The organism is Pseudomonas sp. S12(2018) (assembly GCF_024355235.1).
Lineage (GTDB): Bacteria > Pseudomonadota > Gammaproteobacteria > Pseudomonadales > Pseudomonadaceae > Aquipseudomonas > Aquipseudomonas palmensis.
Genome location: NZ_QLAD01000011.1, coordinates 35,552 through 50,396 on the forward strand (window position 1 = coordinate 35,552; position 14,845 = coordinate 50,396).

At 62.2% G+C, this 14,845-nt stretch carries 15 protein-coding genes; 13 read left to right on the forward strand and 2 right to left on the reverse strand.

Annotation, left to right across the window (positions count from 1 at the left end; translation table 11 throughout):
• The first annotated feature begins 16 nt into the window (after positions 1-16).
• The 7 genes from odhB (at position 17) to DN388_RS22805 (ending at position 7,974) form a co-directional block, all read left to right on the forward strand.
• Positions 17-1,234: a 2-oxoglutarate dehydrogenase complex dihydrolipoyllysine-residue succinyltransferase gene (gene odhB, locus DN388_RS22775; RefSeq protein ID WP_043863136.1), complete on the forward strand. Its 1,218-nt coding sequence runs from the start codon at positions 17-19 to the stop codon at positions 1,232-1,234.
• A gap of 94 nt (positions 1,235-1,328) precedes the next feature.
• Positions 1,329-2,765, forward strand: a complete 1,437-nt coding sequence (lpdA, locus tag DN388_RS22780; RefSeq protein WP_043863135.1) for a dihydrolipoyl dehydrogenase — start codon at positions 1,329-1,331, stop codon at positions 2,763-2,765.
• A 175-nt stretch (positions 2,766-2,940) separates the two neighbouring features.
• Positions 2,941-4,107 carry an ADP-forming succinate--CoA ligase subunit beta gene (gene sucC, locus DN388_RS22785; protein ID WP_043863134.1) on the forward strand — a complete coding sequence of 389 codons (1,167 nt, stop codon included), beginning with the start codon at positions 2,941-2,943 and terminating at the stop codon, positions 4,105-4,107.
• Positions 4,107-4,991 carry a succinate--CoA ligase subunit alpha gene (gene sucD / locus DN388_RS22790; protein WP_038613108.1) on the forward strand — a complete coding sequence of 295 codons (885 nt, stop codon included), beginning with the start codon at positions 4,107-4,109 and terminating at the stop codon, positions 4,989-4,991. The genes sucC and sucD overlap by 1 nt, the downstream gene beginning before the upstream one ends.
• 352 nt (positions 4,992-5,343) lie before the next feature.
• On the forward strand, positions 5,344-6,657 hold the full coding sequence (gene brnQ, locus DN388_RS22795; RefSeq protein ID WP_043863133.1) for a branched-chain amino acid transport system II carrier protein: 1,314 nt from the start codon (positions 5,344-5,346) through the stop codon (positions 6,655-6,657).
• A gap of 178 nt (positions 6,658-6,835) precedes the next feature.
• Entirely contained in the window at positions 6,836-7,576 is a 741-nt protein-coding gene (locus DN388_RS22800) for a DUF599 domain-containing protein (protein ID WP_054915669.1), read from the forward strand.
• Positions 7,573-7,974 carry an MAPEG family protein gene (locus tag DN388_RS22805; protein ID WP_054915670.1) on the forward strand — a complete coding sequence of 134 codons (402 nt, stop codon included), beginning with the start codon at positions 7,573-7,575 and terminating at the stop codon, positions 7,972-7,974. Before DN388_RS22800 ends, DN388_RS22805 begins: the two co-directional genes overlap by 4 nt.
• Before the next feature lie 49 nt (positions 7,975-8,023).
• Here the strand turns inward: DN388_RS22805 and DN388_RS22810 are convergent, their stop codons facing one another.
• Complete coding sequence (locus DN388_RS22810; RefSeq protein WP_043863130.1) at positions 8,024-8,305, reverse strand: hypothetical protein; 282 nt, start codon at positions 8,303-8,305, stop codon at positions 8,024-8,026.
• Positions 8,306-8,482: 177 nt separating this feature from the next.
• Between DN388_RS22810 and DN388_RS22815 the strand changes: the two genes are divergently transcribed.
• From DN388_RS22815 to DN388_RS22830, 4 genes are all read left to right on the forward strand, one after another.
• Positions 8,483-8,941: a PaaI family thioesterase gene (locus DN388_RS22815; RefSeq protein WP_078480455.1), complete on the forward strand. Its 459-nt coding sequence runs from the start codon at positions 8,483-8,485 to the stop codon at positions 8,939-8,941.
• Complete coding sequence (locus DN388_RS22820) at positions 8,938-9,399, forward strand: PaaI family thioesterase (RefSeq protein ID WP_043863128.1); 462 nt, start codon at positions 8,938-8,940, stop codon at positions 9,397-9,399. The genes DN388_RS22815 and DN388_RS22820 overlap by 4 nt, the downstream gene beginning before the upstream one ends.
• Positions 9,400-9,508: 109 nt before the next feature.
• A complete protein-coding gene (htpG, locus tag DN388_RS22825; RefSeq protein ID WP_054915672.1) occupies positions 9,509-11,413 on the forward strand; it encodes a molecular chaperone HtpG in 1,905 nt (634 codons plus the stop codon).
• Positions 11,414-11,469: 56 nt separating this feature from the next.
• Complete coding sequence (locus DN388_RS22830) at positions 11,470-12,195, forward strand: dienelactone hydrolase family protein (protein WP_043863126.1); 726 nt, start codon at positions 11,470-11,472, stop codon at positions 12,193-12,195.
• 60 nt (positions 12,196-12,255) lie between these two features.
• On the opposite strand, the gene DN388_RS22835 is transcribed toward DN388_RS22830, so the two are convergent.
• The gene (locus DN388_RS22835) at positions 12,256-13,116 is read right to left on the reverse strand and encodes a pirin family protein (protein WP_255002139.1); all 861 of its coding nucleotides are present in this window, start codon (positions 13,114-13,116) and stop codon (positions 12,256-12,258) included.
• Positions 13,117-13,229: 113 nt separating this feature from the next.
• Between DN388_RS22835 and DN388_RS22840 the strand changes: the two genes are divergently transcribed.
• Both DN388_RS22840 and DN388_RS22845 read left to right on the forward strand, forming a co-directional pair.
• A complete protein-coding gene (locus tag DN388_RS22840; RefSeq protein ID WP_054915675.1) occupies positions 13,230-14,234 on the forward strand; it encodes an amidohydrolase family protein in 1,005 nt (334 codons plus the stop codon).
• Between the two features lie 60 nt (positions 14,235-14,294).
• Complete coding sequence (locus DN388_RS22845) at positions 14,295-14,759, forward strand: DUF3859 domain-containing protein (RefSeq protein WP_043863123.1); 465 nt, start codon at positions 14,295-14,297, stop codon at positions 14,757-14,759.
• Positions 14,760-14,845: the final 86 nt, after the last annotated feature.

Genomic DNA, 14,845 nt, shown 5'->3' on the forward strand with positions numbered 1-14,845 from the left:
TAAGGAACCACTGATAATGGCTATCGAGATCAAAGCCCCTACTTTCCCGGAATCGGTTGCCGATGGCACCGTTGCCACCTGGCACAAGAAACCGGGCGAAGCCGTCAAGCGTGACGAGCTGATCGTCGACATCGAGACCGACAAGGTCGTCCTGGAAGTGCTGGCCACCGCCGATGGCGTGCTGGGCGACATCGTCAAGGGCGAAGGCGAGACCGTGCTGTCCGACGAAGTGCTGGGTTCGATCAATGAAGGCGCTGCACCAGCTGCTGCTCCGGCCGCCGCTGCCGCCGCACCTGCCCAGGCTGCTGCTGCGGCCGACGCTGGCGAAGACGACCCGATTGCTGCGCCTGCCGCACGCAAGCTGGCCGAAGAAAACGCCATCGACCTGGCCAGCGTCGCTGGCACCGGTAAAGGCGGTCGCATCACCAAGGAAGACGTCGTCGCTGCCGTCGCCAACAAGAAGGCCGCTCCGGCTGCCGCTGCTGCCAAGCCGGCCGCTGCTGCCGCTGCCCCGGTTGTCGCCACTGGCGACCGTACCGAGAAGCGTGTGCCGATGACCCGCGTGCGTGCCACCGTGGCCAAGCGTCTGGTCGAAGCACAGTCGAACATGGCGATGCTGACCACCTTCAACGAAGTCGACATGACCGAAGTCATGGCACTGCGTTCGAAGTACAAGGACCTGTTCGAGAAGTCCCACAACGGCGTGCGCCTGGGCTTCATGTCGTTCTTCGTCAAGGCTGCCACCGAAGCGCTGAAACGCTTCCCGGCTGTCAACGCCTCGATCGACGGCAGCGACATCGTCTACCACGGCTACGCCGACATCGGTGTTGCCGTGTCCAGCGACCGCGGCCTGGTGGTACCGGTACTGCGTAACGCCGAGCAGATGAGCCTGGCCGAAATCGAAGGCGGCATCGCCACCTTCGGCAAGAAGGCCCGTGACGGCAAACTGTCGATCGACGAGATGACCGGCGGTACCTTCACCATCACCAACGGTGGTACCTTCGGTTCGATGATGTCGACCCCGATCGTCAACCCGCCGCAGGCTGCAATCCTGGGCATGCACAACATCATCCAGCGTCCGATGGCCGTCAACGGCCAGGTCGTGATCCGTCCGATGATGTACCTGGCACTGTCCTACGATCACCGCCTGATCGATGGCAAAGAAGCCGTGACGTTCCTGGTGACCATCAAGAACCTGCTGGAAGACCCGGCTCGTCTGCTGCTGGACATCTGATAAACAGCTGCAGGCTGCAAGCGACAAGCTTCGAGCAGAAGCGTGTTCGCCTTGCCGCCTGCAGCTTGCCGCTTGACGCTAAAAGGAATCTTTTATGACCCAGAAATTCGACGTGGTAGTGATTGGTGCAGGTCCTGGCGGCTATGTAGCCGCGATCAAGGCTGCCCAGCTCGGCCTGAGCACTGCCTGTATCGAGAAGTACGTTGACGGCGAAGGCAAACTGGCCCTCGGCGGTACCTGCCTGAACGTGGGTTGCATTCCGTCCAAGGCGCTGCTGGACAGCTCCTGGAAGTACAAGGAAGCCAAAGAGAGCTTCAACGTGCACGGCATCTCCACTGGCGAAGTGAAGATGGACGTGGCTGCGATGGTTGGCCGCAAGGCTGGCATCGTCAAGAACCTGACCGGCGGCGTTGCCACCCTGTTCAAGGCCAACGGCGTCACTTCGATCCAGGGCCACGGCAAACTGCTGGCCGGCAAGAAAGTCGAAGTCACCAAGCCTGACGGCAGCACCGAAATCATCGAAGCCGAAAACGTGATCCTGGCCTCCGGTTCGCGTCCGATCGACATTCCGCCGGCTCCGGTCGACCAGAAAGTCATCGTCGACTCCACCGGCGCCCTGGAATTCCAGACCGTGCCAAAACGCCTGGGCGTGATCGGCGCCGGCGTCATCGGCCTGGAGCTGGGTTCGGTATGGTCGCGCCTGGGTGCCCAGGTGACCGTGCTCGAAGCCCTGGACACTTTCCTGATGGCAGCCGACACCGCTGTTGCCAAGGAAGGCCTGAAGACCCTGACCAAGCAAGGTCTGGACATCAAGCTGGGCGCTCGCGTGACCGGCTCGAAGGTCAACGGCGACGAAGTCGAAGTGACCTACACCGACGCCAACGGCGAGCAGAAGATCACCTTCGACAGGCTGATCGTTGCAGTCGGCCGTCGCCCTGTGACCACCGACCTGCTGGCTGCCGACAGCGGCGTGACCATCGACGAGCGCGGTTTCGTGTTCGTTGACGACTACTGCGCTACCAGCGTACCGGGCGTCTACGCCATCGGTGACGTGGTACGTGGCATGATGCTGGCGCACAAGGCCTCGGAAGAGGGCATCATGGTCGTCGAGCGCATCAAGGGCCACAAGGCCCAGATGAACTACGACCTGATCCCATCGGTTATCTACACCCACCCGGAAATGGCCTGGGTCGGTAAAACCGAGCAAGCCTTGAAGGCTGAAGGCGTTGAGGTTAACGTGGGCACCTTCCCGTTCGCGGCCAGCGGCCGTGCGATGGCGGCCAACGACACCGGTGGTTTCGTCAAGGTCATCGCCGATGCCAAGACCGACCGCGTTCTGGGTGTACACGTCATTGGCCCAAGCGCTGCCGAACTGGTGCAGCAGGGTGCAATCGCAATGGAATTCGGCTCCAGCGCCGAAGACCTGGGCATGATGGTCTTCTCCCATCCGACCTTGTCTGAAGCGCTGCACGAAGCCGCTCTGGCCGTGAATGGCGGTGCCATCCACGTAGCCAACCGCAAGAAGCGTTAAACAATAAGAAACCACGGCGGACGGCCCGTCGTGAGTCTTGCGTGCATGGCTCACCGCGGAAAGTCCGCCGGACTCGAACTCCCGGAGCATACCGGGGGCAAGCGGTCACAGGTGGCGCGGCACTCCACAGGAGCGCAGCGCCGAAGCGCAGTACCTAACGAAGACGGTAAAAAGCATGAATCTTCACGAGTATCAGGGTAAGCAGCTGTTCGCTGAATACGGCCTGCCAGTTTCCAAGGGTTTCGCAGTCGACACCCCTGAAGCTGCAGCAGAAGCCTGCGACAAGATCGGTGGCACCGAGTGGGTTGTAAAAGCCCAGGTTCACGCCGGTGGTCGCGGTAAAGCGGGCGGCGTAAAGCTGGTTCGCAGCAAAGAAGACGCCAAGGCGTTCGCTGCCCAGTGGTTGGGCAAGCGTCTGGTTACCTACCAGACCGATGCCAATGGTCAGCCAGTCACCAAGATCCTGGTTGAATCGTGCACTGATATCGCTAAAGAGCTGTACCTGGGCGCTGTCGTTGACCGTTCGAGCCGTCGTATCGTGTTCATGGCCTCCACCGAAGGTGGCGTGGACATCGAGAAAGTCGCTCACGACACTCCGGAAAAAATCATCAAGGCCACTATCGATCCACTGGTTGGCGCTCAGCCATTCCAGGGTCGCGAGCTGGCATTCCAGCTGGGTCTGGAAGGCAAGCAGGTTGCTCAGTTCGCCAAGATCTTCGTCGGTCTGGCCAAGCTGTTCAAAGAGCACGACCTGGCACTGCTGGAAGTGAACCCGCTGGTGATCAAGGCCGACGGCGATCTGCACTGCCTCGATGCCAAGATCAACATCGACGCCAACGCCATGTACCGTCAGCCCAAGCTGAAAACCTTCCACGACCCGTCGCAGGACGATCCTCGTGAAGCCCACGCTGCCAGCTTCGAGCTGAACTACGTGGCCCTGGAAGGCAACATCGGCTGCATGGTCAACGGTGCCGGCCTGGCCATGGGTACCATGGACATCGTCAACCTGCACGGCGGCAAGCCAGCCAACTTCCTCGACGTAGGTGGTGGCGCTACCAAAGAGCGCGTGACCGAAGCGTTCAAGATCATCCTGTCCGACAGCAATGTCGCGGCCGTACTGGTCAACATCTTCGGCGGCATCGTTCGTTGCGACATGATTGCCGAAGGCATCATCGGTGCAGTGAAAGAAGTTGGCGTTAAAGTGCCGGTTGTTGTTCGTCTGGAAGGCAACAACGCTGAACTGGGCGCCAAAGTACTGGCAGAAAGCGGTTTGAACATCATTGCGGCAACCAGCCTGACCGACGCTGCTCAACAAGTTGTCAAAGCTGCGGAGGGCAAGTAATGAGCGTCCTGATCAATAAAGACACCAAAGTCATCTGCCAGGGCTTCACCGGCTCGCAGGGTACCTTCCACTCCGAGCAAGCCATCGCCTACGGCACCAAGATGGTTGGCGGCGTGACCCCAGGCAAAGGCGGCACCACTCACCTGGGCCTGCCGGTGTTCAACACCGTGAAAGAAGCAGTAGCTGCTACCGGCGCCGACGCCTCGGTCATCTACGTACCGGCTCCTTTCTGCAAGGACTCGATCCTGGAAGCAGCGTTCGGCGGCATCAAGCTGATCGTGTGCATCACCGAAGGCATTCCTACCCTGGACATGCTCGATGCCAAGGTCAAGTGCGACGAGCTGGGTGTTACCCTGATCGGCCCTAACTGCCCAGGCGTCATCACCCCGGGCGAGTGCAAGATCGGCATCATGCCAGGTCACATCCACTTGCCAGGCAAGGTCGGTATCGTGTCGCGTTCCGGCACCCTGACCTATGAAGCCGTGAAGCAGACCACTGACGCCGGTTTCGGTCAGTCCACCTGCGTCGGTATCGGTGGCGACCCGATCCCGGGTTCGAACTTCATCGACATCCTGAAGCTGTTCCAGGAAGACCCGAAGACCGAGGCGATCGTGATGATCGGCGAGATCGGCGGTTCGGCTGAAGAAGAAGCGGCTGCCTACATCAAGGCAAACGTCACCAAGCCAGTGGTTTCCTACATCGCCGGTGTGACTGCCCCAGCGGGCAAGCGCATGGGCCATGCTGGCGCCATCATTTCGGGCGGCAAGGGTACTGCAGACGAGAAGTTCGCAGCCCTGCAGGACGCCGGTGTAAAAACCGTGCGTTCGCTGGCCGACATCGGCAAGGCCCTGGCCGAGCTGACCGGTTGGGAAGTGAAGAAGTAAGCTGCGGCTGACCTTCCACGCTTCGGCAAAGGCCACCCTCGGGTGGCCTTTGTGCTTTCTGGTGTACAACGCTGCCCCCCTGTAGGGGCCGGCCTTGCCGGCGAAGCAGACAGCGCGGTCTTGCATAAAAGTCGGTCATCCACGCGACATGCATATTCGCTCATCGGACAAGCACCCCTCTGGCAGTGCGTTTTGCGGCCAGATTCGTTAACCTGTGCCCTCATTTTGTGCCAGCACCCCAAAAGGGAGCTACACGCTAAACGGGTCTGCTCCATCCGGGCAGGCAGCATTTCCCTCACCCAAGGGGAAGTCCCTCTCTAAATCCCGATTTCAGAAGTGTGGTATTTCCTTAATGAAAGTCTTGAAAGGCCAGGACATCCTGGCGCTTGGTTTTATGACGTTCGCGTTGTTCGTGGGCGCAGGCAACATCATTTTCCCGCCTATCGTCGGCCTGCAATCGGGCCCCTACGTCTGGTTGGCCGCCCTGGGCTTTCTGGTCACTGCCGTGGGCCTGCCCGTGATCACCGTGGTGGCACTGGCCAAGGTCGGTGGCGGCATGGACGCGCTGAGCAGCCCGATCGGCAAGGTGGCCGGTGGCCTGCTGGCGGCTGCCGCGTACCTGGCCGTAGGCCCGCTGTTCGCCACCCCGCGTACCGCGACCGTGTCCTTCGAGGTAGGTGTTGCACCGCTGACCGGCGAGAGCCCGACCGCGTTGTTCATCTATAGCCTGGTGTACTTTGCCGTGGTGCTGGCCGTGTCCATGTACCCGGGCAAGCTGCTCGATACCGTCGGGCGCTTCCTGGCCCCGCTGAAGATCATCGCGCTGGCCGCGCTGGGCATCGCCGCGTTCATGCTGCCGGCCGGCACCATGGGGGTGGCGCAACCTGAATATGTCGCCGCGCCGTTCTCCCAGGGCTTCATCAATGGCTACCTGACCATGGATACCCTGGGCGCGCTGGTGTTCGGTATCGTCATCGTCAACGCGATCCGCTCGCGTGGCGTCGACTCGCCGCAACTGATCACCCGCTATGCCATCATCGCCGGCCTGATTGCCGGTGTCGGCCTGGCGCTGGTGTACATCAGCCTGTTCCGCCTGGGTGCGGGCAGCCACGAGATCGCCGCCGGTGCGAGCAATGGCGCGGCGGTGCTGCATGCCTATGTACAGCACACTTTCGGTTCGCTGGGCAGTGGCTTCCTGGCTGTACTGATCGCGCTGGCCTGCCTGGTCACCGCCGTGGGCCTGACCTGCGCCTGCGCCGAGTACTTCAGCCAGGTACTGCCGTTGTCGTACCGTATGCTGGTGGTGCTGCTGGCCGGCTTCTCGCTGGTGGTGTCGAACCTGGGCCTGACCAAGCTGATCGCGTTCTCGATCCCGGTGCTGACGGCAATCTACCCGCCCTGCATCGTGCTGGTGGCGCTGAGTTTCTGCGGCAACCTGTGGAACTCCCAGACCCGCATCATGGCCCCGGTCATGGCGGTGTCGCTGCTGTTCGGCGTGATCGACGCGCTCAAGGGCGCCAACCTCGCTGGCTGGCTGCCGGAGTCGCTGGCGCACCTGCCGCTGAGCGAGCAAGGCCTGGCCTGGCTGGTGCCTTCGGTGGCGATGCTGGCTGTTGCCGTGGTGCTTGACCGCATGCTCGGCAAGCCGCGCGAAGCGGTCGCTTGAGTGCCGGCCGCGGCAGGCGAGGGCCACAAGCCATGATCGCCTGCCGGGCCAGCCTCTGAAGAGCCCCGCATCCATTCGGATGCGGGGCTTTTTCGTCTCGGGGCCACGTGTCTTTTTGCCGCTGGCAGCGTCGAAAGGCGGACAATGCACCATCCTGTGCCATTTCTTCGGGAGCGCCATGAGCTTCATCCAGAACAACCTGATCAACCTGTTTGCCGCCTGCTGGTTCGTTGCCTGCTGGGGCGGCTACACCCGCTACGCCAGCTGGAAGGCCCGTGATACCGCCTGCCTGGCCAGCGTCATGCACCTGTACCGCGAGGACTGGATGCGCCGCATGCTGCTGCGCGACAACCGCATCGCCGACGCCAGCGTGATCGGCAACCTGGAGCGCAACGCATCGTTCTTCGCCTCCAGCACCCTGATCATCCTGGCCGGTATCCTCACCGTGCTGGGCGCCTCGGACCGTGCCTGGTCGCTGCTGGCCGACCTGCCGCTGGTACAGCAGACATCCCAGGGCATGTCCGAAATCAAACTGTTATGCCTGGCGATGGTGTTCGTGTACGCCTTCTTCACCTTCAGCTGGTGCATGCGCCAGTACAACTTCGCCGCCGTGCTGGTGGGTTCGGCACCGATGATCGGCGAGCGTCAGGTCAGCGAGCAGGAGCGCAAGGCCTTCGCTCTGCGCGGGGCGCGGGTTATCTCGCTGGCGGCCAACCAGTTCAACTTCGGGCTGCGCTCGTACTATTTCGGCATGGCCTTGCTCAGCTGGTTCATCAGCCCCTGGCTGCTGGTGCTGATGAGCACCGGGGTAGTACTGGTGCTGTACCGCCGCGAGTTTCATTCCGACGTGCTCGACGTGATGGTCTATACCCCTACAGAGGCGCCATTGCCTGAGCCGAACAAGGAACCGGTCGCATGAGTATTCCGTTCTGGTGTGTGTTGATCAGCGCACTGCTGATCTATGTGGCGCGGGTGCCGGTGGCGCGTGCGATGAAGCAACAGGGCAGCTACGACAACCACCTGCCGCGCAGCCAGCAGGCGCAACTGACCGGCATGGGCGCCCGGGCGGTGGCGGCGCACCAGAACAGTTTCGAAGCATTCATGTTGTTCGCCGTAGGTGTATTGATGGCGCACACCACCCAGACCCAGGGTTTTCTGATCGATACCCTGGCGATCATCTTCGTGATCGCGCGGATCATCTACCTGCCGCTGTATTGGTATGACTTTGCGTGGCAGCGCAGCCTGGTCTGGTCGATCGGGCTGATCTGTTCATTGTTGCTGATGCTCAGCCCGACCTTTCGCCAACTTCTGGCCTGACATGAAAAAACCCGACCTGAGTCGGGTTTTTTCATTAAAGCGCAGTTGCTTACTTGGCAGGTTCTGCCGGGGCGGCTTCTGGTGCTGGCGTCACAGGAGCGGCCTGGTTGTTTTCTTCTGCACGCTTTTGTTCGGCTTCAGCACTGTCTTTGGCGGCTTCGGCGTTTTCTTTGGCGGCGTCGTTCATCTTATCCTGAGCGTCGTCCATTTTCTTCTGGGCTTGCTCGGCATGTTCTTGAGCGTCCTGGGCTTTGTTTTCGCTGGCTTTATCGCAAGCAGCGAGGCCCAGGGCGGCGGCCAGCATAACGGCAAAGGCAATGGGTTTACGCATGGGGTGTTTCTCCTTGTGGAATAGAGTTGCTTGAATTATCTGAGTTCAAGTAAGCGACATAAGTTCCGCGTCGTTTGCACATATATAAGTGCCGGATCCATATAGACTTTCCCTCAGGCTTATGCAGCACCTGAGTTATTGCACAAGGAGCTGACCGTGAATGAACCGTCACCGTTGATGGCCCAGGCCGAACGTTTTCTTTCGGCGCTGCGCCATTGCCAGTTGTTGAAGATGCGCGTAGAGCGCGCCGATGCCGATGGCATCACGCTGTGCCTGCCGTACTCGCCGCAGATCGTGGGCAACCCGCAGAGCGGCGCGATCCATGGCGGTGCAATCACCACCCTGATGGACACTGCGCTGGGCATGGCCACCCTGTGCGCCCTGGCCGAGTTCGAGGTGTGCCCGACCCTGGACCTGCGCATCGACTACATGCACCCGGGGCAGGCCGACAAGGCGGTGTATGGCCAGGCGCAGTGCTACCGGGTCACCCGCGATGTGATCTTCATCCGCGGCTGCGCCTACCAGGACGACCCCGGCGAGCCGATTGCCCAGGTGGTGGGCACCTACATGCGCCTGGGCAAGGACATCAAGGGCGGCCTGGGCTTCGGCCGGCAGCTCAAGGCGGTGGCGCAATGATTCCCGCGGACGTGCATGCACAGCTGCGCCAGGCGCATGCCCAGGGCAACTACGCGCCATTGCTGCAACTGATCCCCTACGCCAGCCTGATCGGCATCCAGTGCAGCCGTGACGGCGACGACCTGCTGTTCTGCCTGCCGGCCAGTGCCGACAATATCGGCAACCCGTTGCTGCCGGCGATCCATGGGGGGGTGATCGCCGGGTTCATGGAACTGTCGGCGGCGCTGTACCTGCTGATTTTCAGCGAAAGCGCGAGCATTCCCAGGATCATCGACTTTTCCATCGATTACCTGCGCGCCGGCCTGTACCGCGATACCTATGCGCGGTGCCAGCTGTGGCGTCAGGGGCGGCGGGTGACCAACGTCGCGATCACCGCCTGGCAGGGCGACCCGGACCAGCCCATCGCCACGGCCCGTGCGCATTTCAAGATCAAAGAACTGCCCGTGCCCTTGAAATAGATATGCCAGCCCCCATCTGCTGTTCATCCCGCCACGAAAGGCCGGACGCTGCCCCGCGGGGGCCGTCGGCCCGAGTGACTACTGCCATCAGATCGGAGTGTTGAAGACCATGAGTGTGGAAACTCAAAAAGAAACCCTGGGCTTCCAGACCGAGGTGAAGCAGCTGCTGCACCTCATGATCCATTCGCTGTACTCGAACAAGGAAATCTTCCTTCGCGAATTGATTTCCAACGCCTCCGACGCCGTCGACAAACTGCGCTTCGAAGCCCTGGCCAAGCCCGAGCTGCTCGAGGGCGGCAGCGACCTGAAGATTCGCGTGAGCTTCGACAAGGCGGCCAACACCGTCACCCTGGAAGACAACGGCATCGGCATGAACCGCGATGACGTGATCACCCACCTGGGCACCATCGCCAAGTCCGGCACTGCCGACTTCATGAAGAACCTCACCGGTGACCAGAAGAAAGACTCGCACCTGATCGGCCAGTTCGGTGTGGGCTTCTACTCGGCGTTCATCGTCGCCGACCAGGTCGATGTCTACAGCCGCCGCGCCGGTACTCCGGCGAGCGAGGGCGTGCACTGGTCGTCCAAGGGCGAGGGCGAGTTCGAAGTCGCCACCGTGGACAAGGCCGAGCGCGGTACGCGCATCGTGCTGCACCTGAAAAAAGGTGAAGACGAATTCGCCGATGGCTGGCGCCTGCGCAACATCATCAAGAAGTACTCCGACCATATCGCCCTGCCGATCGAACTGCCCAAGGAAGCGACTGCCGCCGAAGGCGAAGAGCAGCCGGCCGTGGAGTGGGAAACCGTCAACCGTGCCAGCGCGCTGTGGACCCGTCCGCGTACCGAGATCAAGGACGAGGAATACCAGGAGTTCTACAAGCACATCGGCCACGATTTCGAAAACCCGCTGGCCTGGAGCCACAACAAGGTCGAAGGCAAGCTGGAGTACACCTCGCTGCTGTACGTGCCGGCCCGTGCGCCGTTCGACCTGTACCAGCGTGAAGCGCCACGCGGCCTGAAGCTGTACGTGCAGCGCGTGTTCGTGATGGACCAGGCCGAATCGTTCCTGCCCTTGTACCTGCGCTTCATCAAGGGTGTGGTCGACTCCAACGACCTGTCGCTGAACGTGTCGCGCGAGATTCTGCAGAAAGACCCGATCATCGATTCGATGAAGTCGGCGCTGACCAAGCGCGTGCTGGACATGCTCGAGAAGCTGGCCAAGAACGAGCCTGAGCAGTACAAGGGCTTCTGGAAGAACTTCGGCCAGGTGCTCAAGGAAGGCCCGGCGGAAGACTTCGCCAACAAGGAGAAGATCGCCGGCCTGCTGCGCTTTGCCTCCACCCATGACGACAGCGGCGAGCAGAGCGTGTCCCTGGCCGACTACCTGGCACGTGCCAAGGAAGGTCAGGACAAGATCTACTTCCTCACCGGCGAGTCCTACGCGCAGGTACGCAACAGCCCGCACCTGGAAGTCTTCCGCAAGAAAGGCATCGAAGTGCTGCTGCTGACCGACCGCATCGACGAGTGGCTGATGAGCTACCTGAGCGAGTTCGACGGCAAGGGCTTCGTCGACGTGGCCCGTGGCGACCTGGACCTTGGCAAGCTGGACTCCGAGGAGGACAAGAAGGCTCAGGAAGAAGTGGCCAAGGACAAGGAAGGCCTGGTCGAGCGTCTGAAAGCTGCGCTGGGCGATACCGTCAGCGAAGTGCGCGTTTCGCACCGCCTGACCGATTCGCCGGCGATCCTGGCCATCGGTGAACAGGACATGGGCCTGCAGATGCGCCAGATCCTCGAAGCCAGCGGGCAGAAGGTGCCGGACTCCAAGCCGATCTTCGAATTCAACCCGGGTCACCCGCTGATCGAGAAGCTGGACAACGAGCAGAGCGAAGACCGTTTCGCCGACTTCTCGCATATCCTCTTCGATCAGGCCGCCCTGGCGGCGGGCGACAGCCTCAAGGATCCGGCGGCGTATGTGCGTCGACTGAACAAGCTGCTGGTCGAACTGTCGGCGTAAGCAGTTGCAGGAAAGCCCGCTTCGGCGGGCTTTTTTCATTGTGCAAGGAGGGGTTCATGAGCAACGTGACGATCGAGTCGCTGGTGTACAAGCTTGACGGCAAGGTGTACGAAAGCCGCCTGGTATATACCCACGGCGCCAAGGAACAGCCGGGCCTGGTGATGGCGCCGAACTGGATGGGCATCGGCGAGGGCGCCGAGCGCATTGCCAGGGAGGTGGCGGCCCAGGGCTATGTGGTGCTGCTGGCTGACCTGTATGGGCAGACGCTGCGCCCATCCAACATGGATGAAGCGGGAGCGGCGATGATGCCGCTGAAAAATGATCGGGTCGAGCTGCGCAAACGCATGAAGGCGGCGCTGGATCAGTTGCTGGGGCAATCGAAGGCAGTGCTTGCGCCGGGCAAGCTGGCCACCTTCGGCTTCTGCTTCGGCGGTTGCTGCGCACTGGAGCTGGCCCGTGAAGACCAGCGTCTGCGCGCTGCGGTGTCGTTCCACGGTACGCTGGACACGCCGCTGCCGGCCCAGGAGGGCAAGGTGTCGGCAGCGTTGCTGGTGTTGCACGGTGCAGCCGACCCGCTCGTGCCGCGCGAGCAACTGCCTGCCTTCGAGGCCGAGATGGATGCGGCCAAGGCTGACTGGCAGCTGGTGAGCTACGGAGGCGCGGTGCATTCGTTCACCGACCCCGCAGCGAACGTGCCAGGCAAGATGAAGTACGACGCCAGGACGTCCAAGCGCGCGTTCCAGGCGATGCACACCCTGCTGCGGGAAGTGTTCCAGGCCTGATGGCCTCTTCGCTGGCAAGCCCGCTCCTGCCTCTGTAGGAGCCGGCCTTGCCGGCGAATCTCAAGGCAACTCGATTCGCCCGATCTCGCCCGGTACCACCGGCCAATCCCCGGCCGCCCAGCGTGCCCGTGCCTGCTCGATCAGCGCCGGGTCACTGGCGACGAAGTTCCAGTTCATCCGCCGCGGCCCGTCCAGTGCGTCGCCGCCAATGATCACCAGGTGGCATTCGCTGTCGGCGTACAGGCTCATCGCTTCGCCTTCGGGCAGCACCACCAGGCTGCACGGCTCCAGTGGCTGATCGTCAAGGCTCGCCTCACCGTCGAGTACATAAACCGCCCGTTCAGCGTGTTCGGCGGGAATCAGCAGCGTGCTCGCCGCCTGCATGCGCACCTCGGCATACAGGGTCGCTGACAACACCGGCACTGGCGAGGTCAGGCAAAACCCCGTGCCCGCGATCATGCGGATACTCACCCCCAGCGCATCGCTGCTCGGCAAGCTGGCCGCCGGGTGATGGCTGTAGTGTCCCGGCCCCTGTTCGTGATCCTTCGGCGAGGCCAGCCACACCTGCAGCCCGTGCAGGCGCTTGGGCTGACCCAGCAGCTCCGGCGGGGTGCGCTCGATATGCGCCACGGCGCTGCCGGCGGTCATCCAGCTCACCTCGCCGGCACTCACGCGCTGATCCGAGCCCAGGCTGTCCTTGTGCTGCAACTGGCCTTCGAACAGATAGGTGAGGGTGGACAGGCCGATGTGCGGGTGCTGGCGAATGTCCATGCCACGCCCGGGCGGGTAGTCGGTCGCCAGCATGTGATCGAAGAACACGAACGGCCCGACGCTGCGCCGCCGTGCCGAAGGCAGCGGGCGCAGGATGGGTTGGCCTTCGACGGATTCGGCGCGCGGGCAGATTACCAGGGGAGGGTTCATCAGGGGCACCAGGGCGATGGAAATAATTGGAAGCATAACCTGCCCGGTGCCCGGGCTGAACCGTTGCGCCCGGCGGCAGGTCTACCCTGGGTCAATTGCACAAGGGGATTGCGATGTGGGCCAGGACGCTGGGGTGCCTGTTGCTGTCGGTGACGCTGTCGGGCATGGCCCAGGCGCGGGAGTACCGCTACAGCGACGCGCACCTGCATTATGTCGATTTCTTTCAGGAAAGCGCCGGCATGGACGAGTTGCTCAAGGCCATGGATGCGGCGCGTATCGATCAGTCGATGATCTCGGGTGTGGCGGTGGCCAAGAAATGGCATGAAGACGAGCCCAAGCGCCCGCGCTACTACGCCGGCGATGATGCCGCAGCCTACTGGTACAGCGCCACCGACATCTATGTGGCAGCGGCGCTGCAACAGTTGCCCGAGCAGCAGCGCCAGCGCTTTCACCCGTTTCTGACCGGCTTCAACCCGGTGGACAAGAACGCGGCCACCCATATCGAGCGCATGCTCGAGCTGTTTCCCGGCCTGTGGCAGGGCATCGGAGAAGTATTCACCCGCCACGACGACCTGACGGCGTTGACCAGCGGCGACACGCCACGGGCCAACAACGAGGCGCTGGGCCTCATCTATCAGCTGGCGGCCAGGCACGACATGCCGGTGCTGATCCACTCCAACATCACCTCCAAGCGCGAACGCAACCCGCTGTACCTGGAAGAGATCGAGCAGCCCCTGCGCGAGCACCCCGATACCCGTTTCATCTGGGCCCACGCCGGCACCAGCATGGAGATTCACCGCCACCAGACCCAGCTGGACTTTCTGCTGCCGACCCTGACGCGCATGCTCGAGCGTTATTCGAACCTGTACATCGACCTGTCGTGGAGCGTGCTCCAACCCTACCTGCTGGACGACAAGGGCGTGCCACGGCCCGAATGGGTTGCGCTGGTGGAGCGCTTCCCCGAGCGTTTCATGCTCGGTTCCGATGTGGTCGGCCGCTTCGGCAGCCTGGGCGAGCAACTGCACGGGTTCGACCGGTTTCTGGATGCCTTGCCCGAGGCCGTGGCGCACAAGGTGGCCAAGGACAACTTTCTCGCGGTACTGCCCAGGTCACGCTGATGTCATCAGCCTGTCATGCAAGCCCCATAGCCTGCCGCCATCAACCTGATGGAGAGCAGTATGTCGAAGAGTCGTTTGGGCGCCATGGCCGCGCTGATGCTGGTGAGTGCGGTGGCCGGTGCAGAGGTGCGGGTGCAGGGGCCGGTGGAGTACGGCGTGTTCCAGACCCGCCACCAGGACTTCCAGCCCGGTGAACGGGTATTGACCCAGACCAGCCAGACCCTGGAGCACACCGACCGAGTGCCGGCCCGTCTTGGCAGCAAATTCGGCCTGCGCTATCGCCTTGAAGGCAAGGTGGCCGAAGACACGCCCCTGACGCTGCTGTACCTGACCCCCGGGGTGATCACCCCCGACGGCCAGCGCCATGACAAGTTCGAGGTGGTGCAGAAGCTGGTACCGGGGGCCGCGCAGGATGTCATGGCCTATGAATTTACCGAGCACCACGAAGTGGTACCGGGCCAGTGGCACTTCATGGTGTTCCAGGGGGACCGCCTGCTGGCCGAGCAGCGCTTCATCGTGCAATGAGGCATGCGCCGCCTGCGCTCGCAATGACAAGGCGTTTTGATATCACTTTTTCGTCTTACGCAAAAATCTCAAGGGCCGATACCTTC